26 protein-coding genes are annotated in these 25,168 nt (G+C 74.9%); 9 read left to right on the plus strand and 17 right to left on the minus strand.

The features are described 5' to 3' along the window. Positions 1-102 precede the first annotated feature (102 nt). Together Q0967_RS13920 and Q0967_RS13925 are read right to left on the minus strand one after the other, a co-directional pair. Positions 103-1,527, minus strand: a complete 1,425-nt coding sequence (locus Q0967_RS13920; RefSeq protein ID WP_299450588.1) for an MFS transporter — start codon at positions 1,525-1,527, stop codon at positions 103-105. Beyond that, positions 1,514-1,999, minus strand: a complete 486-nt coding sequence (locus Q0967_RS13925; protein WP_298750246.1) for a helix-turn-helix domain-containing protein — start codon at positions 1,997-1,999, stop codon at positions 1,514-1,516. The genes Q0967_RS13920 and Q0967_RS13925 overlap by 14 nt, the downstream gene beginning before the upstream one ends. A gap of 90 nt (positions 2,000-2,089) precedes the next feature. Between Q0967_RS13925 and Q0967_RS13930 the strand changes: the two genes are divergently transcribed. Next, a complete protein-coding gene (locus Q0967_RS13930) occupies positions 2,090-2,512 on the plus strand; it encodes a VOC family protein (RefSeq protein ID WP_299450592.1) in 423 nt (140 codons plus the stop codon). 58 nt (positions 2,513-2,570) lie between these two features. Then, entirely contained in the window at positions 2,571-3,575 is a 1,005-nt protein-coding gene (locus Q0967_RS13935; RefSeq protein WP_299450594.1) for an NAD-dependent epimerase/dehydratase family protein, read from the plus strand. A 111-nt stretch (positions 3,576-3,686) separates the two neighbouring features. Here the strand turns inward: Q0967_RS13935 and Q0967_RS13940 are convergent, their stop codons facing one another. The 3 genes from Q0967_RS13940 to Q0967_RS13950 all read right to left on the minus strand — a co-directional run bounded on the left by Q0967_RS13940 (position 3,687) and on the right by Q0967_RS13950 (position 6,811). Further along, positions 3,687-4,727 carry a beta-propeller fold lactonase family protein gene (locus Q0967_RS13940; protein ID WP_299450597.1) on the minus strand — a complete coding sequence of 347 codons (1,041 nt, stop codon included), beginning with the start codon at positions 4,725-4,727 and terminating at the stop codon, positions 3,687-3,689. Between the two features lie 128 nt (positions 4,728-4,855). Further along, positions 4,856-6,109, minus strand: coding sequence for an alpha-amylase family protein (locus tag Q0967_RS13945; protein ID WP_299450600.1), 1,254 nt, complete (start codon positions 6,107-6,109; stop codon positions 4,856-4,858). Between the two features lie 87 nt (positions 6,110-6,196). Then, the gene (locus tag Q0967_RS13950) at positions 6,197-6,811 is read right to left on the minus strand and encodes a hypothetical protein (RefSeq protein WP_299450602.1); all 615 of its coding nucleotides are present in this window, start codon (positions 6,809-6,811) and stop codon (positions 6,197-6,199) included. 122 nt (positions 6,812-6,933) lie between these two features. Here Q0967_RS13950 and Q0967_RS13955 point away from each other — a divergent pair, with 122 nt between their 5' ends. After that, entirely contained in the window at positions 6,934-8,973 is a 2,040-nt protein-coding gene (locus Q0967_RS13955; protein WP_298750258.1) for an NADPH-dependent 2,4-dienoyl-CoA reductase, read from the plus strand. Positions 8,974-9,030: 57 nt separating this feature from the next. On the opposite strand, the gene Q0967_RS13960 is transcribed toward Q0967_RS13955, so the two are convergent. Continuing rightward, the gene (locus Q0967_RS13960) at positions 9,031-9,672 is read right to left on the minus strand and encodes a pyridoxamine 5'-phosphate oxidase family protein (RefSeq protein WP_299450605.1); all 642 of its coding nucleotides are present in this window, start codon (positions 9,670-9,672) and stop codon (positions 9,031-9,033) included. An 83-nt stretch (positions 9,673-9,755) separates the two neighbouring features. Between Q0967_RS13960 and Q0967_RS13965 the strand changes: the two genes are divergently transcribed. Then, complete coding sequence (locus Q0967_RS13965; RefSeq protein WP_299450607.1) at positions 9,756-11,198, plus strand: PLP-dependent aminotransferase family protein; 1,443 nt, start codon at positions 9,756-9,758, stop codon at positions 11,196-11,198. Between the two features lie 82 nt (positions 11,199-11,280). Here the strand turns inward: Q0967_RS13965 and Q0967_RS13970 are convergent, their stop codons facing one another. Continuing rightward, the gene (locus Q0967_RS13970) at positions 11,281-11,757 is read right to left on the minus strand and encodes a small multi-drug export protein (RefSeq protein ID WP_299450609.1); all 477 of its coding nucleotides are present in this window, start codon (positions 11,755-11,757) and stop codon (positions 11,281-11,283) included. A 90-nt stretch (positions 11,758-11,847) separates the two neighbouring features. Between Q0967_RS13970 and Q0967_RS13975 the strand changes: the two genes are divergently transcribed. After that, entirely contained in the window at positions 11,848-12,429 is a 582-nt protein-coding gene (locus tag Q0967_RS13975; RefSeq protein ID WP_299450612.1) for a TetR/AcrR family transcriptional regulator, read from the plus strand. A 60-nt stretch (positions 12,430-12,489) separates the two neighbouring features. On the opposite strand, the gene Q0967_RS13980 is transcribed toward Q0967_RS13975, so the two are convergent. Both Q0967_RS13980 and Q0967_RS13985 read right to left on the minus strand, forming a co-directional pair. Beyond that, positions 12,490-13,146, minus strand: coding sequence for a nucleoside/nucleotide kinase family protein (locus Q0967_RS13980; protein WP_299450616.1), 657 nt, complete (start codon positions 13,144-13,146; stop codon positions 12,490-12,492). Between the two features lie 35 nt (positions 13,147-13,181). Next, positions 13,182-13,910 carry a class I SAM-dependent methyltransferase gene (locus Q0967_RS13985; RefSeq protein WP_299450618.1) on the minus strand — a complete coding sequence of 243 codons (729 nt, stop codon included), beginning with the start codon at positions 13,908-13,910 and terminating at the stop codon, positions 13,182-13,184. A gap of 87 nt (positions 13,911-13,997) precedes the next feature. Here Q0967_RS13985 and Q0967_RS13990 point away from each other — a divergent pair, with 87 nt between their 5' ends. Both Q0967_RS13990 and Q0967_RS13995 read left to right on the plus strand, forming a co-directional pair. Continuing rightward, positions 13,998-14,705 (plus strand): DUF2461 domain-containing protein, encoded by a 708-nt coding sequence (locus Q0967_RS13990; protein ID WP_299450621.1) that lies wholly within the window; start codon positions 13,998-14,000, stop codon positions 14,703-14,705. After that, on the plus strand, positions 14,705-15,493 hold the full coding sequence (locus Q0967_RS13995; protein ID WP_299450623.1) for a hypothetical protein: 789 nt from the start codon (positions 14,705-14,707) through the stop codon (positions 15,491-15,493). Before Q0967_RS13990 ends, Q0967_RS13995 begins: the two co-directional genes overlap by 1 nt. A gap of 383 nt (positions 15,494-15,876) precedes the next feature. Here the strand turns inward: Q0967_RS13995 and Q0967_RS14000 are convergent, their stop codons facing one another. Both Q0967_RS14000 and Q0967_RS14005 read right to left on the minus strand, forming a co-directional pair. Then, on the minus strand, positions 15,877-16,809 hold the full coding sequence (locus tag Q0967_RS14000; protein ID WP_299450625.1) for a DUF5996 family protein: 933 nt from the start codon (positions 16,807-16,809) through the stop codon (positions 15,877-15,879). Between the two features lie 69 nt (positions 16,810-16,878). Then, positions 16,879-17,361 (minus strand): lamin tail domain-containing protein, encoded by a 483-nt coding sequence (locus tag Q0967_RS14005; protein ID WP_298750279.1) that lies wholly within the window; start codon positions 17,359-17,361, stop codon positions 16,879-16,881. A gap of 157 nt (positions 17,362-17,518) precedes the next feature. On the opposite strand from Q0967_RS14005, the gene Q0967_RS14010 reads away from it, so the two are divergent. Then, the gene (locus Q0967_RS14010; protein WP_298750281.1) at positions 17,519-17,824 is read left to right on the plus strand and encodes a YrhK family protein; all 306 of its coding nucleotides are present in this window, start codon (positions 17,519-17,521) and stop codon (positions 17,822-17,824) included. Positions 17,825-17,869: 45 nt separating this feature from the next. Here Q0967_RS14010 and Q0967_RS14015 read toward each other — a convergent pair whose 3' ends face one another. From Q0967_RS14015 to Q0967_RS14035, 5 genes are read right to left on the minus strand one after another with little or no spacing between them, the layout of a single operon-like run. After that, complete coding sequence (locus Q0967_RS14015; protein ID WP_298750283.1) at positions 17,870-19,984, minus strand: xanthine dehydrogenase family protein molybdopterin-binding subunit; 2,115 nt, start codon at positions 19,982-19,984, stop codon at positions 17,870-17,872. Further along, a complete protein-coding gene (locus Q0967_RS14020; RefSeq protein ID WP_298750286.1) occupies positions 19,981-20,994 on the minus strand; it encodes a xanthine dehydrogenase family protein subunit M in 1,014 nt (337 codons plus the stop codon). Before Q0967_RS14020 ends, Q0967_RS14015 begins: the two co-directional genes overlap by 4 nt. Continuing rightward, a complete protein-coding gene (locus Q0967_RS14025) occupies positions 20,991-21,560 on the minus strand; it encodes a (2Fe-2S)-binding protein (RefSeq protein WP_298750288.1) in 570 nt (189 codons plus the stop codon). Before Q0967_RS14025 ends, Q0967_RS14020 begins: the two co-directional genes overlap by 4 nt. 16 nt (positions 21,561-21,576) lie before the next feature. Next, positions 21,577-22,209 (minus strand): dienelactone hydrolase family protein, encoded by a 633-nt coding sequence (locus Q0967_RS14030; RefSeq protein WP_298750290.1) that lies wholly within the window; start codon positions 22,207-22,209, stop codon positions 21,577-21,579. After that, a complete protein-coding gene (locus tag Q0967_RS14035; protein WP_298750292.1) occupies positions 22,206-22,877 on the minus strand; it encodes a hemolysin III family protein in 672 nt (223 codons plus the stop codon). The genes Q0967_RS14030 and Q0967_RS14035 overlap by 4 nt, the downstream gene beginning before the upstream one ends. A gap of 136 nt (positions 22,878-23,013) precedes the next feature. On the opposite strand from Q0967_RS14035, the gene Q0967_RS14040 reads away from it, so the two are divergent. Next, on the plus strand, positions 23,014-23,712 hold the full coding sequence (locus Q0967_RS14040) for a DUF899 family protein (protein ID WP_298750294.1): 699 nt from the start codon (positions 23,014-23,016) through the stop codon (positions 23,710-23,712). A gap of 321 nt (positions 23,713-24,033) precedes the next feature. Here the strand turns inward: Q0967_RS14040 and Q0967_RS14045 are convergent, their stop codons facing one another. Next, positions 24,034-24,966: a hypothetical protein gene (locus Q0967_RS14045; RefSeq protein WP_298750296.1), complete on the minus strand. Its 933-nt coding sequence runs from the start codon at positions 24,964-24,966 to the stop codon at positions 24,034-24,036. Between the last annotated feature and the right edge of the window lie 202 nt (positions 24,967-25,168).

Raw genomic sequence — 25,168 nt, forward strand, 5'->3', positions numbered from 1 at the left:
GAGTCGCGGCCTCCCCAGGGAGTTCCGAGGACTCCTGCGCAGCAGGTGTTCCTCTGTCGTGATGCATCACCGCAGAGGAACACCTGCTGCACACGAGTGCGGTCAGACGTCTCGGTCGCCGACGCGGAAGGCCGCCACCTCGCGGTGCGTCAGCGCGACCCAGGCCCCGACCGCCAGGCACCCCAGGGCCCCGAGCAGCGCCGACCAGGCGGGCGTGGTGAGCCCCGCGACCAACCCGGCGCGGGCGTTGCCGATGTCCGGACCGGACACGCCGATGACGTGCTCGACCGAGGACACCCGGCCCAGGTGGCTGTCCGGGGTCGCGAGCTGGACCATCGCGGCCCGGCTGGTCACCGAGACGGTGTCCGCCGCGCCGGCGACCACGAGGGTGGCCAGCGCCGCCCAGGCCACCCCGCCGAGCGCGGCGAGCCCGAAGCCGAGCAGGGCCAGGCCCCAGACCGCGACCGCCCCCAGCTGGACCACGCCCAGCCGGGCCCGACGGGTGACCAGCCCGGACGCCAGGCCGGCGCTCACCCCGCCGATGGCGACGCAGGTGAGGAAGAGGCCGAGGGTGCGCGGGTCGCCGCCGAAGAGCTCCTGGTTGACCATGGGGAAGAGCGCGACCGGGAAGGCCAGCAGCGTCGCGGCGAGGTCGAGCAGGAACGACCCGCGCAGCACGGGGTCGCGCCGCACCTGGTGCACACCCTCACCGAGCATGACCAGCGCGGTGCCCGTGCGACGGCGCAGCCGGGCGAGCGGTCTGGTCCGCGCCTGCGGGTATGCCGTCAGGGCCCGCCCGTGGCCGCCCGCGCGTCCGGTGCCGGTCCCCGTGGGCGCCGGCGCCGCGACGGTCGGCCGACGGTCCGGCGGCATCGGCGGCAGCGCTCGCACGGTCCACCAGCTGATGCTCAGCGCGGCGGCGTTGACGAGGTAGCAGACCGCCGGGGAGGCGACCCCGAGCAGCAGCCCGCCCACGGCCGGGCCGACCATCATCGCGGCCTGGAAGCTGATCATGTGCAGGGCGATCCCGGCGGCGACCTGCTCGCGCGGCATGAGCCGGGTGATGAAGGTGCGCCGTGACGGCGCCCCCAGGGCGTTGCACGCCGTCTGCACGCTGAGCAGCGCCAGCAGCAGCGGGAGCGGGTAGAAGCCCAGCACCAGCTGGGCACCCAGCGCGAGCGCGGCGACCGCCTGCCCACCGGTGGCGGCCAGCGCCACCCGCCGACGGTCGAGCACGTCCGCCAGGGGGCCCCCGAGCAGCCCGAGGACGATCATGGGCACCGCCTGGGCGATGCCGATCGCGGCCACCCAGAACGGGCTGCGCGTCATCTCCCACACCTGGAAGAGCACGGCGACGACGGCCACCTGGTGGCCCAGCCCCGACAGCGCACCCCCGAGCCACAACCGGCGGTAGGTCGCGCTGATGCGCAGCGGCGTCAGGTCGAGGAACGCCCCTCGCGCCCCCCGCCCCCTCACCTCGCCCACCGGGCGTCGACCGTGGTGGTCGGCGACGTCATACCCGGTCACCGCCGAGGTGGTCCTCCAGGCGCTCGGCGAACGACCGGCGCCCCAGGGCCTCGGCGAGGTCCGCGGCGACCGCACTGAGGGCGTACGGCAGCTCGTCCTCGAGCTCGGCGACCGCGGCCTCGGTGGCGCGCCACTCCGCCTCGGCCAGCGGGACGAGCGCGCGGCCGCGCTCGGTGAGGGTGACCACGCGGGTGCGGCCGTCCTCGCCGGCCTCGCTGGTCACGAGGTCGGCCTGGCGCATCTGGCCGATCGTCTGCGACAGCGCGGAGTGGGTCCGGTCGAGCTCGCTCGCGAGCTGGGTGATGGTCATCGGCCCGAGGTGGGCGAGGCGCACCAGCGGCAGCACGAAGCGGCTGCGCACCTGCCCCTGGCCGCGCTCCCGGTAGGCCTCGTTGATCGCCGCGTCCATGTCGGCGAGCACCGAGAAGAGCTGCCGCAGCCGGCTGCTGCGCGTCGGGTCGGTCGATGTCACAGCACTAATATAACAGCACTGTCAGGTATGCCTGCCCGTCGCCCGGCTCCGGGCCGATGACTCCGGCCCGCGCGGGCGGTCAGACCGTCCATGGACACCGACACCACACCCCTCACCGACCTGGGCCGCGTCTTCAACGGCTTCTCGGTCGACGACCTGGACGCCGCCGAGGCGTTCTACCGCGACGTCCTCGGCGTGGCCGTCGCACGGGAGGCCGAGCCGATGGGCATGCTGCAGCTGCAGCTCGGCGACCGGCAGGTGCTGGTCTACCCCAAGGGCGAGGCGCACCAGCCGGCGTCCTACACGGTGCTCAACTTCCCCACCGCCGACGTCCGGGGCACGGTGCGGGCGCTCGCCGACCGCGGGGTCGAGTTCCTGCGCTACGACGGCGTGCCGCAGGACGACCTGGGCGTGGTGACGTCCGGGGACGGCCCGCCCATCGCGTGGTTCGCCGACCCGGCCGGCAACGTGCACTCGGTCATCGAGCTGGGCCCGGAGCCGGGCGAGGGGTAGGTCCGTGCGTGACGCCGCGGGCCGACGCGGCGGATCCCGTCGGTGGTAGACCTGCGGTATGCGCATCCTCCTGCTGGGCGGCACCGCCTTCCTGTCCCACGCGACCGCGACCGAGGCGCTCCGCCGCGGTCACGACGTCACCTGCCTCGCTCGGGGCTCCGCCCCCGCGCCGGACGGGGTGCGTTTCGAGCGGGGCGACCGGGACGAGGCGGACGGGCTGGCGCCGGTCCGGGAGCAGCGGTGGGACGCGGTGGTCGACGTGTCGCGCCAGCCCGGGCAGGTGCGCCGGGCCGTCGCCGAGCTGGACACCCCGCACTGGGTCTTCGTCTCGACGGCCAACGTCTACGCCACGCCCGAGGAGGGGTCGGCAGGGGCGGCCCCGACCGAGACCGACCCGCTGCTGGAGCCGCTCGAGGCGGACGTCATGTCGACGATGGAGGAGTACGGCCCGGCCAAGGTCGCCTGCGAGCAGGCCGTGACCTCGGCGACGACCCGACGGGGAGGCAGCGCGACCCTGGTGCGCGCCGGGCTCATCGGCGGGCCGGGCGACACGTCCGGCCGGGTGGGCTACTGGCCCTGGCGGTTCGCCCACCCGAGCGGCCCGGACGTCCTCGTGCCGGACGACCCGGACTTCCCCATCGCCTTCGTGGACGTGCGCGACCTGGCGGCGTGGCTGGTGGACGCCGCGGAGCAGCGGCTGGACGGCCCCTTCAACGCGACCGGGCCGGTGGTGCCGCTGGCGCAGGTGCTCGAGGCGGCACGGGAGGTGGCCGGCGTCCAGGTGCCCGCGCGACCGGTGCCGCCCGCCCGGCTCGCCGAGCTCGGCGTCCATCCCTGGATGGGCCCGCGGTCGATGCCGTTGTGGATCGACGACCCGGCGCTGCGCTCGTTCGCCGCGCTCGACACCGCCCGCGCCCGGGCCGCGGGTCTGCGGACCCGGCCCGTCGACGAGACGCTGCGCGACACCCTCGCCTGGGAGGAGACCCGCGAGACGCCCCGGGCGGCCGGCCTGACCGACGACGAGGAGCAGGAGATCCGGGAGGTGCTGGACGCCGAGGCCTGAGCCGGGTGAGCCCGGTCGGCCCGTGGGCCACCACGTGCGGCGCCCGGTCGGCCCGTAGGCAGCCACACGCGGCGCCCGGTCGGCCCGTGGGCCACCACGTGCGGCGCCCGGTCAGAGCTGCACGGAGCGCGCCCAGTTGGCGCCGTTGCCGGTCTCGGCCCGGGCGACCTCCATGAGCAGGCCGGCCTCGTCGACCTCCACCAGCGCGACGGCGGTGTCCTTCTCGCCGGTGACGAGGGCATACCGGTCGTCGGCGAGCACGACGAAGCCGCGCGGCTGCGCGACCGTGCCGACGATCGAGACCGCCTCACCCAGGGAGCCGTCGGGGGCGACCGGCAGGCAGGCGAGGGTGGACTCCGAGCGCTCGCTGGCCAGCAGGAAGGTCCCCTGCCGGGCGAGGTGCAGGTCGGCACCCCAGATGAGGTGTCCCTCCACCGGGTCGGCCCCCAGCTCGCTGTGCCGCAGGCCCCGGTCCTGGGCGTAGGCGGGGACCGAACCGCTGAGGGTGAGGTCGCCGCTCGCGTCCCGGTCGTAGGTCAGGACCTCGCCGGAGAACTCGGTCATGACGTAGGCCCGCTCCTCGTCCCCGTCGAGCACGAGGTGGCGCGGCCCCGAGCCCTCGGGCGCCTCGGCCGTGGGCGGGACCAGCGGCGTGAGGCCGCCGCCGGGCGAGAGGGAGTACTGCGCGACGACGTCTGCGCCGAGCGAGACGACGTAGAGGTGCCGGCCGTCGCCGGCGAGCGCCGCGCAGTGGGCGTTGGGCCACGAGACCTGCGCCGTCGGCTCCTCGACGTGCCCCTCGTCGCCGACCGGGAAGACCTGCGCGCTGCCGCCGCCGTAGGACGCCCCCACCAGCAGGGTCCCGCCGTGCGCGAGCGCCAGGTAGCTCATCGAGCCGTCCACGTCGGTGCGGTCCAGGTGCTCCAGCCGGCCCGACTCCCGGTCGAGCGCGAAGACGTCGATGCCGGGCGGGTCGCCCTTGGCCGCCGCATACACGAGGTCGCGGTCGGCGTCGATCGCGAAGGTGCCGCAGCCCTCACCCACCTCGCTGACGGCGAGGCGCTCGAGGGTCGGCGGCTGCGCAGCCGTGTCGACGCGGAAGGTGCTGATCGTGCTGTCGGCGGCGTTGGCCACGAGGACGAGTTCGGTCATGGCTCCCACGGTATGCGGTGCCGCCCACACGAGCAGGTGGGGGCGCCGCGGCCAGGGCGGGCAGGGAGTGATCGGCAGCCGTACCACCCCGCTCGAGCGCGGCCAGGCACGGACCGGCCCGGGTGGGCTCAGCCCCCGGAGGTCCAGCCGAAGACCTCGCCGTCCGGCCCGGTGACGGCGACCGAGGCCGTGGGCGCGAGGGTGATCTCCACCCGGAGCCACCGGTCGTCCTCGCCGCCGGAGGAGACGTAGGTGAGCTGCTCGTTGCTGCGGTCCTCGACCTGGGTGCGGGCCCGGGCCAACCAGGGGTGGCGGCGGCGCAGCCCGACCAGCTCACGGTGCAGCGACAGCATCCACGCCCCGTCGTCCCCGAGCTCGGCGGGCGTCGCCGGGAGCGCCGGCCGGATGGCGTCGTCCCCGCCGAGCCGCTCCTCCTTGAGCCCCCGGAAGACGTGCTCGTCGCCGTAGTAGAGCGAGGGCATCCCCCCGACCGTCATGAGGACGGCCAGCCCGACCGCCGCGCCGTCGTCGCCGACCCGGGTGGCGATGCGGGTGACGTCGTGGTTGCCGACGAAGGTCTGCGGTACGAACGAGCCGAGGAGCGCGTCGTGCTCCTCCAGCGCGTGCGCCAGCTCCCAGCAGTTGGTGTCCGCGACCGAGCTCCAGATCGCCTTCCAGAGCATGTACTGGGTGACGGTGTCCACACCGCTGGCCTGCACGAATGCCGCGTAGTCCCCGTGGATGACCTCGCCCACGAAGAGCGCGTCGGGGAACTCCTCGCGGACGCGGTCGGTGACGCGCGCCCAGAAGTCGGTGGGCACGGCGTACGCCACGTCGAGGCGCCACCCGGCGATCCCGCGCCGCAGCCAGCGCAGCATGACGTCGACGACCAGGTCCTCCACCCCGGGGTGGCCGTGGTCGAGCTCGACGAGCCCCTCGTGGCCCTCCCAGGACGCCGGGCGGCCGTCCTCCCCCTGCTTGATCATGGAAGAGGTCTGGGGGTCGCGCACCATCGGGTGGTCGGCACCGACGTGGTTGAAGACGCCGTCGAGCAGCACCGACAGCCCCCGTTCGCCGCACTGCTCCAGCAGGCTGTCCAGGTCGGCCTCGTCACCCAGCCGGGGGTCGACGCGGGTGTGGTCGAGGGTGTCGTAGCCGTGGCTGCGGGAGGCGAAGACCGGGCCGAGCAGGACCCCCGAGCAGCCGAGCTCGACGACGTGGTCGAGCCACGCCTCGAGGCGGGGCAGTCGGTGCTCGACGACCGCGTCGGCGGGGTCACCCTCCAGGACGTCCGGCGCACCCACGGCGCCGAGGGGGTAGACGTGCCACCAGATGGCGTGGTCCAGCAGGCGGTCGGCACCGGGGGCGGGGGGACGCGACATGGGTCCAGTCTCCCAGCCCCGGCCGTGAACCGCCCAGCAGCCGGTGCAGCCCGGCGGGGCCCGGGACTGCCGGACCCCGCCGGGGCGTCACCACCGGTGGGCGACGTCGACCACGAGCCGCTGTCCGGACCCGGGCCCGTCGAGGACGAAGGCCCGCATGGGCAGCCGGGCGCGCACGCCCAGGCCGATCGAGGTCTGCCCCTCGAAGCTGCCGCCCAGCCGCGCCTGGCGCAGCGTGCGGTATCCCGCGGTGCCCACCAGCTCGGCCGGGTTCGCCGGGTCGTAGACGGCGTCGCCGTCGGCGTCGTAGGCCGGGTTGCCGACCAGGATCTCGATCTTCGCGCCGCCGCGCAGCGCGAGCGCCTGCCCGCTGCCGGGGGCGCGGTAGGTCGTGACGTAGCGGACGGCATACTCCCCGGCGTCGCCGGAGATGTCGACGACGACCCGGTCGAAGCAGGTGTGACGGCCGGACCGGACGTCCGTGATCGGGGCCTGGGCGGTGTCGAAGCCGGTGACCTTGGGCAGCGAGCCCCAGGTGATGCCGCAGTAGGGAGCGGCCTGCGCGGCGGGGGCGACCGCCGCCACCGGCGCCAGCGCGCCGACGGCCAGCAGGGCGCCGGCCAGCAGCGTGCGCGGGGTGGCGCGCAGCGGGGTGCGGGGAGGGGTGCGGGGTGGGGTGCGGGTAGTGCGGGTGGTGCTCATGACGGCCTCCTTGTCGGGTGACGTGTGCGTGCACGTCCACCCCCCAGAGCACGGCGGGGCCCGCCAGATACCGTCGGGGCGCAGCGATCTCTCGCCCGCCGGCCGATGGCTACCCTGTCGGCATGCCCGGCCCGAGCGCGTACCCGCACCTGCTGAGCCCCGTCCGCCTCGGCCACCTCACGCTGCGCAACCGCGTCGTCATGGGCTCGATGCACACCAAGCTCGAGGACCGCGCCCGCGACACCGACAAGCTGGCCGCCTTCTTCGCCGAGCGCGCCCGCGGCGGGGTGGGGCTCATGGTGACCGGAGGGTATGCCCCGGGCTGGCGCGGGTGGCTGCTGCCGTTCGGCTCGAGCATGGTCCGGTCGGCGCAGGCCCGGCGGCACCGCACGGTCACCGACGCGGTGCACGGGCACGACGGCCGGATCCTGCTGCAGCTCCTGCACGCCGGGCGCTACGCCTACCACCCCTTCGCCCAGGGGGCCTCGGCCCGGAAGTCGCCGATCACGCCGTTCCGCCCCTCGGCCCTGTCCACCCGCCAGGTCGAGCGCACCGTCGACGACTTCGCCCGCTCGGCGCGGCTCGCCCAGCGGGCCGGCTACGACGGGGTGGAGATCATGGGCTCCGAGGGCTACCTGGTCAACCAGATGCTCGCCGCCCGCACCAACGACCGGACCGACGCGTGGGGCGGCTCGGCGCGGGCCCGGAGGCGCTTCCCGGTGGAGATCGTGCGGCGGACCCGCGAGCTGGTCGGCGACGACTTCGTCGTGCAGTACCGCATGAGCCTGCTCGACCTCGTACCCGACGGGCAGGACTGGGCCGAGACGGTCGACCTCGCGCACGCGCTGGAGGAGGCCGGCGCGACCTGCGTCAACACCGGCATCGGGTGGCACGAGTCTCGGGTCCCGACCATCGTCACCTCGGTGCCGAGGGCGGCCTTCACCTGGGTGACGGCGCGGCTGCGGGCGGAGATCGGCCTCCCGGTCGTCGCGTCCAACCGGATCAACCGGCCCGAGGTGGCCGAGCGGGTCATCGCCGACGGCGAGGCCGACCTGGTGTCGATGGCCCGGCCGCTGCTGGCCGACGCCGACTGGGTGCGCAAGGCGCAGGAGGGGCGCAGCGCCGAGATCATCCCGTGCATCGCCTGCAACCAGGCATGCCTGGACCACACCTTCGCCAACCGACGCGCGACCTGCATCCTCAACCCGCGCTCGGCGCACGAGACCGAGCTGGTGCTCGGCCCCACCCGCCGGGCGAGGCGGGTCGCGGTCGTGGGCGCCGGCCCGGCCGGGCTGGCGGCCGCGGTCGAGCTCGCCGGCCGGGGGCACGTGGTCGAGCTCTTCGAGGCCCAGGACCAGGTCGGCGGGCAGTTCCGGCTGGCCGCGCAGATCCCGGGCAAGGAGGAGTTCCGGGAGGCGCTCGCCTACTACGAGCACCTGCTCGGGGTGCGCGGTGTCACCACCCACCTGGGGGTACGGGTCACCCCGGACCGGCTGGGCGGCTTCGACGAGGTGGTGGTCGCGACCGGGGTGGTGCCGCGGGTGCCCGACATCCCGGGGGTGGACCACCCCAGCGTCCTGAGCTACCCCGAGGCGATCCGGGACCCGGGGCGGGTCGGCGCGCGGGTGGCGGTCGTCGGGGCCGGCGGCATCGGCTTCGACGTCAGCAGCGCCCTGCTGCACGATCCCGACGAGACGCTGGCGCAGTGGCGTGCACGCTGGGGGGTCGCCGACCCCTGGGAGGTGCGCGCCGGCCTGGGGGAGAAGCGGCAGCCAGCGGCCAGGAGGGAGGTGCACCTGGTGCAGCGCAAGACCTCCCGGCACGGCGCCGGGCTGGGGAAGACCACCGGGTGGGTCCACCGCACCGAGCTCGCCGACGCCGGGGTGCGCCTCGTCGGCGGTGCGGAGTACGTCCGCATCGACGACGCCGGCCTGCACCTCACCCTGCCCGCGGACGACGGGACGGAGGACGGTCGGGTGCCGCACGTCATACCGGTCGACACCGTCGTGCTCTGCGCCGGGCAGGAGTCGGTCACCGGGCTCGTCGAGCCGGTGCGCGCGCTCGGCGTGCCGGTGCACGTCATCGGCGGGGCCGACGTGGCCGCCGAGCTCGACGCCGAACGGGCGATCCGGCAGGCGACCGAGCTCGCCGCGCGCCTCTGACGCGCCCGGCCGGGGTGGTCGGCGCGGGGTCGGCGGGCGGTCCGGCCGGCCCTCGGCTCACCCCGGCGGCGGGTATGCCGCGTGAGTCGCGGTCACGGAGCCCGGCACCGGGGCGGTCGTGCCCGGGGTCGGCTCCGGCGTCCCCGCCGTCAGCGCGAGCGGGACGACCCCGGTCCACACGGACGGGTCCTCGGCGGGGTCGGTGCCACCGGTGCGGGCCTTGAGCAGCCACGAACCCTCCGCGATGGGCAGCGCCAGGCAGGTGGTGGCCCGCAGCTCCTTGCCGGTGCTGGCCCGGACCTCCGAGGTGCGCCCGGGCAGCAGCCGGTCGGTGAGCCGCTCCAGCGCCCCGCGCGACTCCTCGGGCCCGAGCTCCTCCAGGTGGCCGCGCAGCACCGCGCTGCGGTACTTCGCCGAGGAGTCGAAGGCGGTCTCCGCCACGACCAGCCCGTCCAGCGCGACGACGGTGAGGGTCACCGGCGCGCCGGCAGCGACGTGGCGCAGCGCTCCCGCACCGGTCGAGCCGTGCAGCAGGACGTGGTCGCCGTCCCGGGCGACGAGCAGCGGCACCGACCAGGGCTCCCCGTCGACGACGGTGGACAGCACGCCCGCCGGCATCGCGTCGAGCAGGTCGTCCAGGGCGGCGCGGCTGCCGAGGTAGCGCTCGGGCTTGCGGGTCGGGGTCGACAGGTCAGGCATGCACGCCATCCTGACCGTCGGGTGGTCCTGCGACCAGGTCCACTTCCTGCGCGTCCGTGGAGACCACTCCTAGACTCACGGGTATGCCCGCGCGCACCTGGCCCGGCCCGACCCAGCTCCCCGCGGGGCCGGGGCCGCTGCCCCACCGGCTCGTCGCCGCCGTCCTGGACGCGCTGGTTCGCGGGGAGCTGGCACCGGGGGACGCCCTGCCGTCGACCCGCTCGGCGGCCGCCCAGCTGCGGCTGAGCCGGGGCGTCGTCGTGGCGGCCTACGACGAGCTGGCCGCGGCCGGCTACGTCGAGGCGCGCATGGGCGGGCGCACCGTCGTCGTCGACGGCGCGGACCGGGCGGCGCGCCCCGCCACCCCGACCGCGGGGCCGGTGGGCGGCGACGCCCCCGCGCCGGACCGGGTCGAGGAGGATGCCGTCGGCGTGCCCACTCCGCCGGCCGGTGACCTCGACCTGCGGCCCGGCCACGCCGAGCCCGAGCTCATCTCCTCCCGCGACTGGAGGGCGGCCTGGCGGCACGCCATACCGGACCGTCCCGGCGGCGAGGGGCTGAGCCGGGTGCGCCACCCGGACCTCGAGCAGGCCCTGGCGGCGCACCTGCGCCGCTTCCGCGGGGTGCCCTGCACCCCCGAGGACGTCGTGGTCGTGCCCAACGCCAGCGCCGCGTTCACGCTCCTCGCCCCGGCGGCCGGGCTGCGCGGCCGCACCGTCGCCGTGGAGGACCCGGGCTACCGGCGCGCGCGGGTGGCCCTGACCGAGGCGGGTGCCCGGGTGCGACCGGTGCCCGTCGACGACGACGGCCTCGACCCGGCGCTGCTGCTGACCGACGACGCCGCGGTCTACCTCACCCCGGCGCACCAGTACCCGCTCGGCGCCCGGATGCCGGTGGCGCGGCGGGCCGAGCTCGTCACGGCGGCCGTCCGGGAGGGGCGGCTGGTCGTCGAGGACGACTACGACGGCGAGTTTCGCTACGGCGTCCCGCCGATGCCCTCGGTGCGGGCGGTCGACGGGGCGGCGGACTGCGTCGCCCACGTCGGGACGGCCAGCAAGATCCTCACCCCGGACCTGGGCCTGGCCTGGGTCGTGCCCCCGCGCGGGCTGGTCGGCGAGGTCCGTCGGGCTCAGGACCGGCTGGCGCTGGGCGCCTCCCCGATCGCCTCGACGGCGCTCGCCCACCTCGTCGCCTCCGGGGCCCTCGGCCGGCATCTGGCCCGGGCGTCCCGGCTCTACCGCGCCCGGCGCGACGCCCTGGTCACGGCCCTGAGGAACGAGGTGCCCGAGGCACGGGTGACCGGGGTGGAGGCGGGGCTGCACCTCGTCGTCCTGCTGCGGGGCGGCGCCGACGACGACGGTGTGGCCGCACGGCTGCGGGAGCGGGGCGTGTGGGTGGAGCCGCTCAGCGCCTACTGCCTGGGCGAGCCACGATCCGGCCTCGTGATCGGCTATGCCCGGCTGCCCGAGACGCGGGCCCCCTCCGTGGCCCGCGACATCGCGTGGGCGGTGACCGCGAGGCCCTGACGGGACCGACCCGTACCCAGCGCCGGACGCGCGCGATAGGACCGGATGGGACGCAGCCCGGACGGGGCGCCCGGGCCCTTGACTAGGAGGTCTGGAGCAGGTCGACACCGAGGACGGCGAGAGCCCCGAAGGCGATGCCCCACAGGATGATCGACAGGACCTGCCACCCGATGACCCCCCGGGTGCTCGCCCCGAAGGCCACCAGCGCACCCGAGGTGATCTGGCTCGGCAGCACGGTCTGCCCCAGCAGGCTCACGCCCGGCACCCCGAACCGGTCGAGCATCCGGCGCAGCCGCTGCTTGCGCTGGGACATCTCCTCGAGGGGCTGCACACCGCGGCGCGCGCGCAGGCGGTCGGCCGACAGCACCACGAGCACCATCGACAGGACGTTGCCGACCACCGCGGCCAGCACGGCCACGACCGGGTTCATCCCGGCGACGATGCCGATGACCGACCCGAAGTAGCTCTCGACGAACGGGATGGCAGAGGCGAGCATCACCCCCACCCACTGGAGCAGGGCGGGCAGCCCGGCGGTGAAGTCCTGCAGGTTCTCGATCATGGTGTCCCTCGCTGGGCGTCGACGTGTTGGTACGCTGTACCGGACACACTAGCACGGTGTGCCAGTACGGCGTACCAACGAGGGAGCACCATGAGCGAGGACCGTCGTGAGCAGATCGTGTCGGCCGCGCGGGCGATCGTCGCCGAGGAGGGCCTCGAGGCGGTCAGCGTGCGCGGTGTCGCACGTCGGGCCGGCATCGGCGCCAGCACGCTGCGGCACTACTTCCCCACCCAGAGCGACCTGCTCGACGAGCTCCTGGGGCCGGCCATGGACCGCATGGTGTCCGACCTGCGGATCGAGGACGCCCGGGTGCCACCGCGCGACCGGCTGCTCGAGTGCCTCCTGCAGTTCCTGCCCCCGAGCCTCATCGACCCCCGGACCGCCTCGCTCTGGCTCGCCTCCTACGCCGCCGCCGTGGGGCCGAACGCCACCGAGTCCGGGACCCGCACCCTGGAACGGCTGGCGGAGCTCGCCCGCGCCCGCATCGACGCCTGGCTCGGCCGGTTGGAGGAGGAGGGTGCGCTGCTGGTGGAGCGGGGGGTCGCGCTCCGCCTCGCCCTCACCACGCTGGACGGGATCTGCGTGCAGCTCCTGACCCCCGGGACGATCTTCCTGCCCGAGCACGTCGAGCCGACCCTCGCCCAGGTCGTCTCCGGGCTCGTCCGGGAGTGAGGCGGCCCCTGGCCGGCCGGGTCACCCCATGCCCCTGGTCCCCCGCCCCCTGACGGACGGTCAGGCGAGGTGCCAGGTGCCGTCCTCGGCGCACCGGACCACCCGGTCGGGGGCGTCGGAGCGCTCCCGGATGCGGCGGGCGTTCGCCTCGTCCACCCGCTCGACCCACGCCTCCGCCTGCTCCTGCGTCTTGCCGAACTCCACGTGCCGCGCGACCAGCTGGGTATGCCGTTGCTCCTCGTCGACCTCGACGCTCCACACCTCGGCGAGCCGGGCCCGCGCCGCGCGCCACCGCGCGTCCGGGTCGAGCAGGTAGTTGCCCTCGGTGACGACGAGCCGCGCCGTGGGCAGGACCACGAGCGCGGCGGCGATCGGCTGCTCGAGGGTGCGTTCGAAGCCGGGGGCGTAGACCGGGTCGGTGGTGTCCTCGCCCAGGCGGGCGAGCAGCGCGGCATACCCCTCGGCGTCGAAGGTCTCGGGGGCGCCCTTGCGGTCGGCCAGCCCGAGCCGCTCCAGCTGGGCGTCGGAGAGGTGGTAGCCGTCCATCGGGACGTGCCCGACCCAGTCCGCCCCGTGCCGCTGCGCCAGCGCCGCGATGAGCCCGTCGGCGAAGGTCGACTTGCCCGACCCGGGCAGCCCCACGATGCCCAGCAGTCCTCTGCCCTCCTCGGGGACGAGGTCGGCGGCGAGGTCGAGCAGGTCCGGAGCGAGCGTCATACGCCTCACTCTGGCAGACGTCCTCGCACCGGACCTCAGCCGCGTCGCCAGACCGAGACGTGGCTCTCCGAGTCCGCGGTGAACGGCTCCCGCGACCAGTCCGACCAGCGGGACTCCGGCGACAGCCCGGCCAGCCGGGCCATGAGGTCGAGCTCGCCCGGCCACACGTAGCGGAAGTGGTGCGGGTCGTAGCGGTAGGACCCGTCCCGCTGCCGCGTGTAGTGGTGCGAGGTCGCCCGCTGGGTCACCGGGTCGTAGGTGTCGAACCCGAGGTGCTCCTCGGTCACGTCGAAGGGCACGGCCGCCTGCCCCGGCGGCAGCCGCCGCAGCGCCGGCACCCCCACCTCCACGAGGAAGCGGCCGCCGGGCCGCAGGTGCCGCGCCGCGTTGGCGAAGCAGGCGACCTGCTCGTCCTGCGTGCACAGGTTGCCGATGGTGTTGAACACGAGGTAGACGAGCGAGAACTCCCCCTCGGCCCGGGTGGTCGCCATGTCGCCCACGACCACCGGCAGGTCGGGGCGCTTGCGGTGCAGCTGCTCGACCATCGGCGCGGACAGCTCGATGCCGGTGACCTCCACGCCCCGTTCCGCCAGCGGTATGCCGACCCGCCCCGTCCCGATCGCGAGCTCGAGGGCGCGGCCCCCACCGGCCAGCCCGGCCAGCAGGTCGACGGCAGGGTCGAGGACGGCGGGAGCGAACATCGCGGCGCTGGCCTCGTCGTAGCGGGCCGCGGTCTCGGCGTCCCACAGGTCGCTGGAGGTCATGGACCCAACCTCGCCCGCCCTCCCCGTCCCGGGCAACCGGATTTCCGTGGCCGGGCGGCGTCGCCGACGACGGGGCACACTGGTCGCATGGGCAGCTTCACCGGCATCCCGCACGCCGCGACCGACTTCTACGCGCGGCTGGAGGAGGACAACACCAAGGAGTTCTGGGCCCGGCACAAGGACGACTTCGAGCAGCACGTCCGCGGCCCCATGGAGGCGCTCCTGGCCGAGCTGGAGCCCGAGTTCGGCCCGGCCAAGCTCTTCCGGCCGCACCGCGACGTGCGCTTCGGCCCGGACAAGAGCCCCTACAAGACGCACCAGGGGGCCTACGTCGCGGTCGCCGAGTCGACCGGGTGGTACCTCCAGGTCTCGGCCGACGGGCTCATGCTCGGGGGCGGCTGCTACCGCATGGACCCGGCCCGGCTGCGCTCCTTCCGGGCCGCCGTGGACTCCCCCGGCACCGGCCGGCAGCTCGCGCAGATCGTGGACGAGCTGGGCGACGGCGGGTGGGAGATCGGCGGCGAGCAGGTGAAGACCGCCCCCCGCGGGTGGGACCGCGAGCACGAGCGGATCGACCTGCTCCGCCACAAGGCCCTGACCGGTATGCGGTGGGTCGAGGACGGCGACGTCGTCACCACCCCGCGCCTCGTCGAGGAGGTGCGCGCCCGCTGGGAGCAGGTCCGCCCCCTCGTGGAGTGGCTCGCGGCGACCGACCCCGGCCCGGCGATCGGGACCGCCGAGGGCGGCGGCACGACCTTCGACCCCGGCCGCGACGTCGCCGGCGACCTGCCGTGATGATCCGCCCGGCCGAGCTGGCCGCGATCCGGGCCGGGGAGGTCGACCTCGCGTTCCGTCGCTGGGACCGCCCGCGGGTCAGGGTCGGCACCCGCATGCGTACCGCCGTCGGCCTCGTCGAGGTGACCTCGGTCGAGCCGGTCACCCTCTCCGCGCTCCGCGCCGACGACGCCCGCCGGGCCGGGGCCACCAGCCTCGCCGCCCTCAAGGACGGACTCGCCGACCGGCCCGGGAGGACGGCATACCGTGTCCGGCTGCGGTATGCCGGCCCCGACCCTCGCGCGCAGCTGCGCGAGCAGGTGCCCGACGCGGCGGAGATCGAGCGCCTCCGCGCCTGGCTGGACCGGCTCGACGCGGCCTCCCCGCACGGCCCGTGGACCCGCGCCACCCTGCAGCTCATCGACACCCACCCCGAGGTGCGGGCACCTGAGCTCGCGGCCCGGCTCGGGCGGGAGACCCTGTCGTGGAAGGCCGACGTCCGCAAGCTCAAGGAGAAGGGGCTGACCGAGTCGCTGGCGATCGGCTACCGGCTCTCCCCCCGCGGCGAGGCCGTCCTCGACCACGGCGGCCCCCCGCGCGAGCGGGCGCCGCGCCCCGACGGGACCCCGCTGCCCCGGGAGATCGGCGCCCCGGCCACCCGGGCGCTGCGCGAGGCCGGGCTGACCAGCCTCGAGGCGGTCGCCGGCCTCAGCGAGGACGGGCTGCGGGCCCTGCACGGGGTCGGGCCGGTGGCCGTCGAGCGGCTGCGGGGGGCGCTGGCCGACCTCGGGCTGGGGTTCCGCGGCTGAGCCCGGGGCCGTTCGGCCGCGCCGGGTGAGGGCACCTCCACGGGGCACGAGGGCGCGGGAGGCACGAGGGCGCGGGGGGCGTGGGAGGTACGAGGACGCGGGAGGCACGAGGCTGGACGGGCGGCACGGGCGGCACGGGAGGCACGGGGCGCGGGAGACACGAGGCTGGACGGGCTGCCGGTGAGTCCCTCACGTCACAGCAGCCGCTCGCACACCAGCGCGCGGAGACATGTCCATCCGCTGGCGATATACCCCGGTCTGTCGGACGTATCCCTGCAGGATGAGGCCCGTGGGACTGGTGGGGTTAGTGGGGCTCAGGTCGTCGCCCGTCCGACCGCGCCGTGGCTCAGGCCACCCCACCGGCGCGCGGCCTGGGAGCGGGCCTATCCCCGGCGGTGCTGGGGCCAGCGGGCGGGGTCGTCCTCGAGGGCGGCGCGGTCCCACCCGCCCAGGTCGGCGGCGGCGGCATACGTGTCGTGCAGGAAACGGGAGAGCGCGGCGTCGGGGTCGGGAGCGTCGGCCACCACCTCGTAGGGCAGCAGGAACTGACCGTTCTCGGTGCTCCAGAAGGCGCCCTCCGGGCCCACCTCGGCGGCCTCGAAACCGGCGGGCTGGGGGTAGGCGTAGGCGTAGAACGCGCCCTCCTGCCCGCCACCCGGCCAGAACCCGCAGCTGCTGAGCTCGCGGGAGTAGCCCTCCACCATCACCCAGTCGCCGCAGTTGGGCGCGCCGCCCGGGTGCTCGGGCGCCGGGCGGCCGGAGAACCGGGTGCACGCCAGGTCCATGGCCCCCCAGAAGAAGTGCACCGGGCTCACCTTGCCCACGAAGTGGGACCGGAACTCGCCCAGGACACGGTCGGCCTGCACAAGCTGCTGCCAGAAGAGGTGCGCGGCCTGCGGGTCGTATGCCGCGTGCTCGTGGTCCTCCGCGAACGGGATGGCGGGGTCCACCTCGTTGGGGGTCGCCTGGATGCGCGGCCTCAGGCCGAGCCGCTCCAGCGCCGCCAGGGTCTGCGCGTGGAAGTCCGCGACCGACATCGGCCGCAGGTCGAAGGCCTCCTCGGTGCCGGTGCTCAGCCGCATCCGCAGCCGGTGGTCGACCAGGTCGAGCTCGATGTCGAGCGCCCCTGCCGGCGTGTGGACCGTGCCGGTGGTGAGACCGCGCGGGCTGACGTAGAGGGTGACCTGCCACCAGTGGTTGAGCAGGGGGGCGTAGGCCATCCGCACCTTGCCGACGATCTGCGTCCACAGGTGGAGGGTGTCGCGGGTGTCGGTCCAGTCGGCCACCGCGAGGCGCGGCCACGGCTGTCGGCTCATGAGCCCCCCTTTCGCAGGGTCCTCACGCTAGGGCGCCGGGCGGCCGCGCCACAAGGGCCGGCCGGGGTCTCAGCAGTCCACGGTGCCGGAGCGGTGCTTGGACGCGGTGAAGGTGCAGGTGTCCTGGACCGTCCCGCGGCTGTTGCGCAGCGTGGCCTTGTCGCCGGGCGTGTTGTTCCACACGTAGTTGCCGTGACCCCAGTAGAGGTGGGTCGAGGAGTTCGTGCCCCTGCCGGTGTGCACGGTGAGGCTCTTGCCCGCCTTGAGCGAGACGCCCTTCGGGAAGGTGAACGTGTGGTTCTGCCGGTCCTTCAGGGTGTGGCCGGACAGGCTGACCGAGCTGCGCCCGGTGTTCTTGACCGTGATCTTCTCGCGGTTGAGGTGGGCGTTGGTGCGGTCGTCCTTGCCGGAGGGGTCCGCCACGAAGGTCGTGAAGCGCAGCCCGGAGGCAGCCTCCACGCTCGGCACGGGACCGGCGCCGAGGGCCAGGGTGAGGCCGAGCGCCACCGCGGTGACGAGGGCGGGGAGCGGACGGGCACGGAGCGCAGGCACGAGGACCTCCAGGACGACGGTGGGCGGCACCGGGGTCCCGGGCAGCAGAAAGATACCCGACGGTAGCCGGCGACGGCCCCCACCCGCACGGGTGAGGTCGTGGACGCCTGGGCGGGTCGGCTCGCCGACCGGCGGCACAGTTCCTAGAGTCCCTGGAATGACCCAGCGCCACCCGGACGGCTCCGGCGACGACGACCTGGTCCTGCACCTCGGGCGCGAGGAGCTGGTGGTCCGCCAGCGCTTCGAGACCCTGAGCATCGCCAACGACGTGCTCATCGGCGTGTGGTTCCTCGTCGGCAGCGTCCTGTTCTTCAGCGAGTCGACGGCGACCGCCGGCACCTGGCTCTTCGTCATCGGTTCGGCGCAGATGCTCATCCGGCCGGTCATCCGGCTGGCCCGCCGGGTCCGCCTGCAGCGCTACCGGCCCGCGGGCGCCGGCTCGGAGCACGCCTTCGACTTCTGAGCAGACCTGCGACGAGCCTCGGCCGGGGTCCCGACCGCTCGACCGTCAGCGCCCGAGCGCCTCCCAGGCCTCGAGGACCTTGCCCGGGGTGAAGGGCAGCTCGCGCAACCGCACCCCCGTCGCGTCGAAGACCGCGTTGCCGATGGCGGCGGGCACGCCCACGATCCCGACCTCGCCGATGCCCTTCGCGCCGGTCGCGCCCATCCACGGGTCCGGCTCCCCGACCCACCCGACCTCGAGGTCGACCACGTCGGCGTGCGCGGCGACGTGGTAGCCCGCGAGGTCGCCGTTGACCACGTGGCCGAAGCGCGGGTCGCGGTAGGACTCCTCGAAGAGCGCACCCGAGATGCCCATGGTCATCCCCCCGATGAGCTGGCTGCGGGCGGTGCGCGGGTTCATGATCCGGCCGCCGTCGAAGTGGCCGTACATCCGGCGCACCCGCACGGCCCCGGAGACCTCGCTCACCGCGACCTCGGCGAAGTGCGCGCCGAAGGCCATGCGGGTCACCCCACGCACCCCCTGGGGCATCCGCGTCCGCGCCCGGGCGGTCGCGCCCTCGGCCGGCTGCTCACCGTGCTCGGACCGGAAGGCCTGGGCCGCCTCGACGACGGCCGAGCCCCACCCGAAGGTCCCGGTGCTGCCCCCGGCGATGATCGCCGCCGGGGCGTCGGTCGTGCCGATCCGCGCCTCCACCGCGTCCTGCGGGACCCCGAGCGCCTGCGCGGCGATCTGCGCGAGCACGGTGCGCGCGCCCGTGCCGATGTCGCTGGCCTGCATGCTGACGACGTAGCGCCCACCGCCGAAGGTGATCCGCGCCAGGCTCGGCCCCATCGACATCTGCGGGAAGCTGGCCGCGGCCACGCCCTGGCCGACCCACCACTCCCCCTCCCGCCGACCCTGCCGCTGCTGCTCGAACCCGAAGATCCGGGCCCCCTCGGTGAGGCACGTCGTGACGTGCCTGCTGCTCCACGGCCTGCCCGACTCGGGGTCGCTCTCCGGCTCGTTGCGCAGCCGCAGCTGGACGGGGTCGACCCCGGTCGCGTGCGCCAGCTCGTCCATCGCGGTCTCCAGCGCGAACATGCCGGTGTACTCTCCCGGCGCGCGCATGAACGTCCCGGGGGCGATGTCCAGGTCCTGGGTGCGGTATGCCGTGCGCCGGGTGGTCGAGGCATACATCGACAGCGAGGGGCCGGCGCTGGGGTCCATCCAGGGGATCACCCTCGACACGGGGGCGAAGACGTCATGGTCGATCGCGCTCAGCCGGCCCTCGTCGTCCGCGGCGAGCGCGACCCGCTGGCGGGTCTCGGGGCGGTAGCCGGTGCCGGCGGACATCTGCGGACGGGTGAGCGCCACCTTCACCGGGTGGCCGGGCAGCAGCTTGGCGGCCATCACCGTGGCGACCGTGTGCGGGTGCGGGACCCCCTTGGTGCCGAACGACCCGCCGACGTAGGGCGAGACGACCTCGACCTGGGTCGGCAGCAGCCCGAAGGCCCCGGCGACGACGCCCTGCGGCGCGAGCACCCCCTGGTTGGTGTCCCAGAGCGTCAGCCGGGTCGTGCGCGGGCCGGGGATCCGACCGGTGCCGCGGTGCCACAGGGCGGTCACCGCGTGCGGCTCGATGGGGTGGTGGTGGTTGACGGGCGTCGCGTAGGTCCCCTCCACCCGGTGCCGGGCACCGGCGAGCGCGCCGTCGACGTCCCCGTCGCGGTGCCGACCGGGGTAGATCGCCATCACCCGCCGCAGCTCGCGCACGTCCGGACCGTCAGGGTCGGGGCGGGTGGCGGCGTCCTCGGGGGCGTAGTCGATGCTCAGCAGCGACGCGGCGTGCCGGGCCGTGGCGAGGCTCTCCGCGACGACGGCGGCGACGATCTCCCCGCGGTAGCGCACCCGGGGCCGGCGCAGCACCGTGAGGGTCGGCAGCGTCGGGCCGATCCGCGGGGAGTTCTCGTGGGTGAGGACCAGCCGCACGCCCGGCACCGCGCGGGCCGCGGCGTCGTCGATGCCGGTGATGCGGCCCCGGGCGATCGTCGCCAGGACCGGCGCGAGGAAGAGCGCCCCGTCCGTCGCGTGCTCGTAGGCGTAGGGCGCGAGGCCCGCCACCTTGAGGGGCGCGTCGACGCGGACGCGGTCGCGGGCGTCCTCCATGGCCGCCTCGCTCATGCGCGCTCCCCCTGCCGGTGGTCGGTGAGCTCCTGCAGCACGGCGGGGACGACCCGTCGCAGCTGGATGATCTTGTAGCGGTTGTCCTCGCCGGGCCGGGCCTGGGCCAGCTCGGCGTCGACGGCCGCGGCAAAGGCCTCGGGTGTCGCCGGCCGGCCGCGGAGCGCGTCCTCGGCCCGGTGCGCCCGCCACGGCTTGTGGGCGACGCCGCCGAGGCCGATCCGCACGTCGGCGACGTGGCCGTCCTGCACGTCGAGGGCGGCGGCGACCGAGACGGTGGCGAAGGCGTAGGACGCGCGCTCGCGCAGCTTGCGGTAGCGCGAGTGCCGCGCGAACCCCGGCCCGGCGACCTCGATCGAGGTGATGAGCTCGCTGCGCTCCAGCGTGGTGTCGACCTCCGGCCGGTCGCCCGGGAGCCGGTGCAGGTCGGCGAAGTCGATGCGCCGCTCACCGAGGGGACCCTGCGCCACCACGGTGACGTCGAGCGCCGCGAGCGCCACGCAGAGGTCGGAGGGGTGCACGGCGACGCACGAGGGGGAGGCTCCGAAGAGCGCGTTGTAGGTGCCGAACCCCTCGATCGCCGAGCAGCCCGAGCCCGGCTCGCGCTTGTTGCACGGGGTCGAGGAGTCCTGGAAGTAGACGCAGCGGGTGCGCTGCAGCAGGTTGCCGCCCATCGTCGCCATGGACCGCAGCTGACCGGAGGCGCCGGCCAGCATCGCGGCGCTGACCAGCGGGAACGCTGAGCGTACGAGGGGGTGGGCGGCGACGTCGGAGTTGCGGGCCAGCGCGCCGATCCGCACGCCGCCCTCGCCGAGCTCCTCGACCTCGGTGAGGTCGAGGTGGCTGACGTCGATGAGCCGGTCGGTCTCCCGGATCCCGAGGCGCAGGTGGTCGACGAGGTTGGTGCCCCCCGCGAGGTATGCCGCCCGCTGCCCGTCCGTGGACGCCGAGACGCTGCGGCGCAGGGCGTCGGCGACGCTCGTGGCGCGCTCGTAGGTGAAGGGCCTCACGCAGGGTCCTCCCCGGCCTGAGCGCGCGCGGACGCGGTGTCGCGGATGGCCGCGACGATGTTGACGTAGGCGCCGCACCGGCACAGGTTGCCGCTCATGCGTTCCCGGATCTCCTCGTCGGTGAGGTCCACGACCGCGTCGGGGTCGGCGAGCGTGTCCGGGTCGGTGACGTGGCTCGGCATACCGGCAGTGGCCTCGGCGAGCATCGCCTGCGCGGAGCACACCTGCCCGGGCGTGCAGTAGCCGCACTGCAGCGCGTCGCGGTCGACGAAGGCCTGCTGGAGGTCGCTGAGGTCGTCCGGGCGCCCGAGGCCCTCGGCGGTCACGACCTCGGCGCCGTCGAGCGAGGCCGTCAGCGACAGGCAGGAGACCACGCGGCGGCCGTCGACCAGCACGGTGCAGGCGCCGCACTGGCCGTGGTCGCAGCCCTTCTTGACCGAGGTCACCCCCAGGTGGTCGCGCAGCGCGTCGAGCAGGGTCACCCGGACGTCGTGGGTGAGCTCCTGCGGTGCGCCGTTGACGACCAGCTTGGTGGAGATCTCGGTGACGCCGGCGGTGTGGTGCATCACCTCATCATGCCGCTCAGGGATGCCGCCCGCGCGTCGAGCCCGTCAGCTCGCCGACCAGGTGCTCGGCCACGAGCCGGTGCCAGGTGGGGGCGTGCCGGACCAGGCCGTGGGTGTCGTCCAGGTCGGTGCGCACCCGCACGTCCGCCCCCAGGCGGCGCAGCCGCTCGGCGGCGGCGAGCGTCCCCTCGGGCGAGGTGACCTCGTCGCGCGCCCCGTGCACCAGGAGCACCCGCCCGCCCCTCGGCGGGCGCAGCAGCGGCAGGTCGGCCCGGTCCACCCAGGCGGCGGCGGTGGCCACGGTGTCGACCTCCTCGGCGAGCCGCAGCGCGGTCCGCCCGCCCATGGAGTAGCCGAGCAGACCGGTGGGCAGCGCCGGGTCCTCCTCGCGCAGCCGGCCCAGCGCCCACCGGGCGTCCCGCAGCGGCGCGCCGTCGTTCCACCCGCGCACGGCATACCGGAGGAACACGACGTCGAGCCGGTGCCGGGCCCCCGCGCGGGCGACCGCCGAGGCCAGGGCCCGGCTGCGCAGCACCGACAGCTGACGCCAGGTCGTGGGCTCGGTGCTGTGCTGCTGGCCGCCGTGGAGGACGAGCACCCGGGCGACGGGGTCGACGTGCCGCCGGACGTCGAGGAGGCGGGCGGTCACAGGACGTAGGCGTACATGAGCAGGAAGTGCAGCGCCGCGGCGATCATGACGAGCAGGTGCCAGATCTCGTGGAAGCCGAACACGCCGGGCACCGGGTTCGGTCGCTCGATGATGAAGACGACGAACCCGACGCTGTAGATGATGCCGCCGGCGCCCATGAGCAGGAGGGCGCCCAGGGGGAGGGTGAGCCCGGTGAGGACCAGCACGACCGGCATCCAGCCGAGCACGATGTAGAGGGTGTTGGTCACCCACTTGGGCAGGTCCGTCCACACCGAGCGTGCCGCGATCCCCAGCGCGGCGATGCCCCAGACGGTGCCGAGCACGGCCCAGCCGGCGACGGTGCGCTCGAGGACGAGGACGATCGGCGTCACCGTGCCGGCGATGAGGCCGAAGACCGAGGTGTAGTCCAGGGTCCGCAGCAGGTCGTTGACGCGCTGGCCGCGGTCGAGGCCGTGGTGGGCCGTGCTGGCGACGAAGAGGGTGACGAGCGAGGCGCAGTAGATGGACAGACCGACGATGCGCCACGGGTCGCCCGTCGCGCCCGCCTGGGCGATGAGCAGCGCCGAGCCGAGCAGCGCGAAGCAGGCCCCGACGAGGTGGGAGATCGTGTTGATGCGCTCGTCGGTGACGTGGACGCTGCCGTCGCGGCTGCGGTGGACGGTGTCCATCACTCACCTTCCGAGGGGGTATGCCGTGGGCTCCCCAGGGTAGTCGGGGTTGCGATGACTCCGGGACCGCCCGAGAGTCGGACCCCGTGACCGCCCGTGCCGGCGAGGAGCAGGGGACGAGCGAAGGGGAGCACCCATGACGACGAGCCTGTCGAGCAGCAGCAGCAAGGCCGGCCGGCCCGACGTGGCGCCGCCGGTCGTCGACCGTGCCGCGTTCGAGGCCGCCCTGGCCGAGCAGGTCGCCCGGGAGAAGGAGGTCACCCGGCTGAACGACCGGGTCTCGGCCGCGCGGCGGCGGCTTCCCATGGTGGAGGTGGAGGACTACGCGTTCGCCGGGCCGGACGGACCGGTGCGGCTCACCGAGCTCTTCGACGGGCACTACCTGCTGCTCGTGCAGAACGTCATGTTCGGGCCGGACTGGGAGGAGGGCTGCCCGAGCTGCACGTGGGCGGTCGACACCCTGCCGGCGCGGATGGAGCGGCTGGAGGAGGAGGGCATCGCCTTCGCGATGGTCTCGCAGGGGCCGGTCGAGAAGCTGGAGCGGTGGCGGGCCGCGCGGGGCTGGTCGCACACCTGGGTGTCCTCGGGTGGGACGACCTACCACGACGACTGGGGCTGGACCCGCGAGGACGAGGACGGCGTGCCCTACCAGCTCCCCGGGTACTCCTACTACCTGCTGCGGGACGGGGTGCCGTACCTCACCTACGCGACCACCGCCCGCGGCACCGAGGCCACCCTGCCGGTCGCCCACATGATGGACCGCACGGCATACGGGCGTCAGCAGGACTGGGAGGACAGCCCGGAGGGCTGGCCGCAGTACCCGACCTACGGCTGAGGGCGGTTCCGGGCAGGCCGGTCGGGCCTGCACGTTCGTGCCCAGGGGCCAGCAGCCGTGCCGGGCGGCGTCGCAGCCTCCGCCGATCTCCCACTCCTCACTCTCGCCACAGGCGTCACATCGTGCGGGGACATGTGCAGGAGCACGGGATATATCCCCGGCGTCGGTGCACGTCCCCGCACCGAGGTGTCGGCGTGACTGGTGGGACTGGTGGTATGCCGCCCTGCCCCCCGGGCGAGGTCGCCCGCCCACCCCGAACGAGGTCCGGCTCGGGCCCGGCGTGTGCGGGCCCGGCGCGTGCGGGCCCGGGCGAGGTCCGGCTCAGGCCCGGCGCGTGCGGGCCCGGGCGAACGCCGCCGTCAGCTTGCGCTGCACCACGCGGGGGTCCTCGAGGTCGGCCCAGGTCAGCCGGACCACCTCGTAGCCGAGCTCGCGGAGCCGGTCCTCGCGGAGCTTCTCCCGGCGCAGGGCAGCGGGGTCGTCGTACTTCAGCATCCCGTCGAACTCCACGACCACCCTCTCGGAGCGGTAGAGGAAGTCGACCCGCGCCACGAACAGCCCGTCGCCGTCGACGACCTCGACCTGCTGCTCGGGCAGCGGCAGGCCGAGGGTGAGCAGCAGCCATCTGGTCCGGGACTCCCCCGCGGACTCGCTGAGCCCCGACGCGAGCTCAGCCGTGCGGGTGGCGCGCAGCTGCCCACGGCCACCGCCCAGGACCGGCAGCGCACGGTCGAGCTCGGCGCGCGTCGCCCGACCCTCCCGCAGCGCCGCGTCCGCGCTGACCAGCCCGGACTCCACCCCGAACCGGGCGGCCACCTGCAGGACGGACAAGGCGACCTGCACCGCGGGCCCGCACTCAAGGTCGACGACGAACTCCCTGGGCACGCGGCGGTGCACCACGACGACGGCGTCGTGGAAGGACCTCCCACCCTCGGTGCGGCACAGGTGCGCCCGGTCGTCGACCCCGTGCACACCCAGCCCCTGCGTGGCCAGCGCACTGTGAAGGCCCAGCGCCACGGCGCCGCTCGGGCCGAACGCCCGGAGCACGGCCCGGGCCCGTATCTCGTGCCGGTCCCAGGGTGCGGCCGCGCGCCATACCGGCCCCTCCACGAAGGTGCCGCGGCGCAGACGCACCAGGACACCGGCCCGCACCAGTGCCTGCGTCTCGCGCGGCCCCACGCCGAGCGCCGCCAGGTCCGCCGTGGCCGCGACATGGCCGAGGCTCCCCAGCACCGTCATCACGTCCCCCTCCATCGCGCCAGGATGCCCGGATCGGAGGCAGGCCGGCCGCCGTCGTCCACAGGCAGAGACGTGGCAGGCCACGGCCGGACCTCTCGTGCACCAGGCGTCGCGTCAACACCGGACGACGGGGATAGAAAGAGTCCCGTGGAGTGGTGGGGTTTGGGTGGCCGGTGTGGTGCCCTGGTGTGAGGGGGTCATCGGCGAGATGCTCGGT

The sequence above is a fragment of the uncultured Serinicoccus sp. genome (assembly GCF_947500995.1).
Lineage (GTDB): Bacteria > Actinomycetota > Actinomycetes > Actinomycetales > Dermatophilaceae > Ornithinicoccus.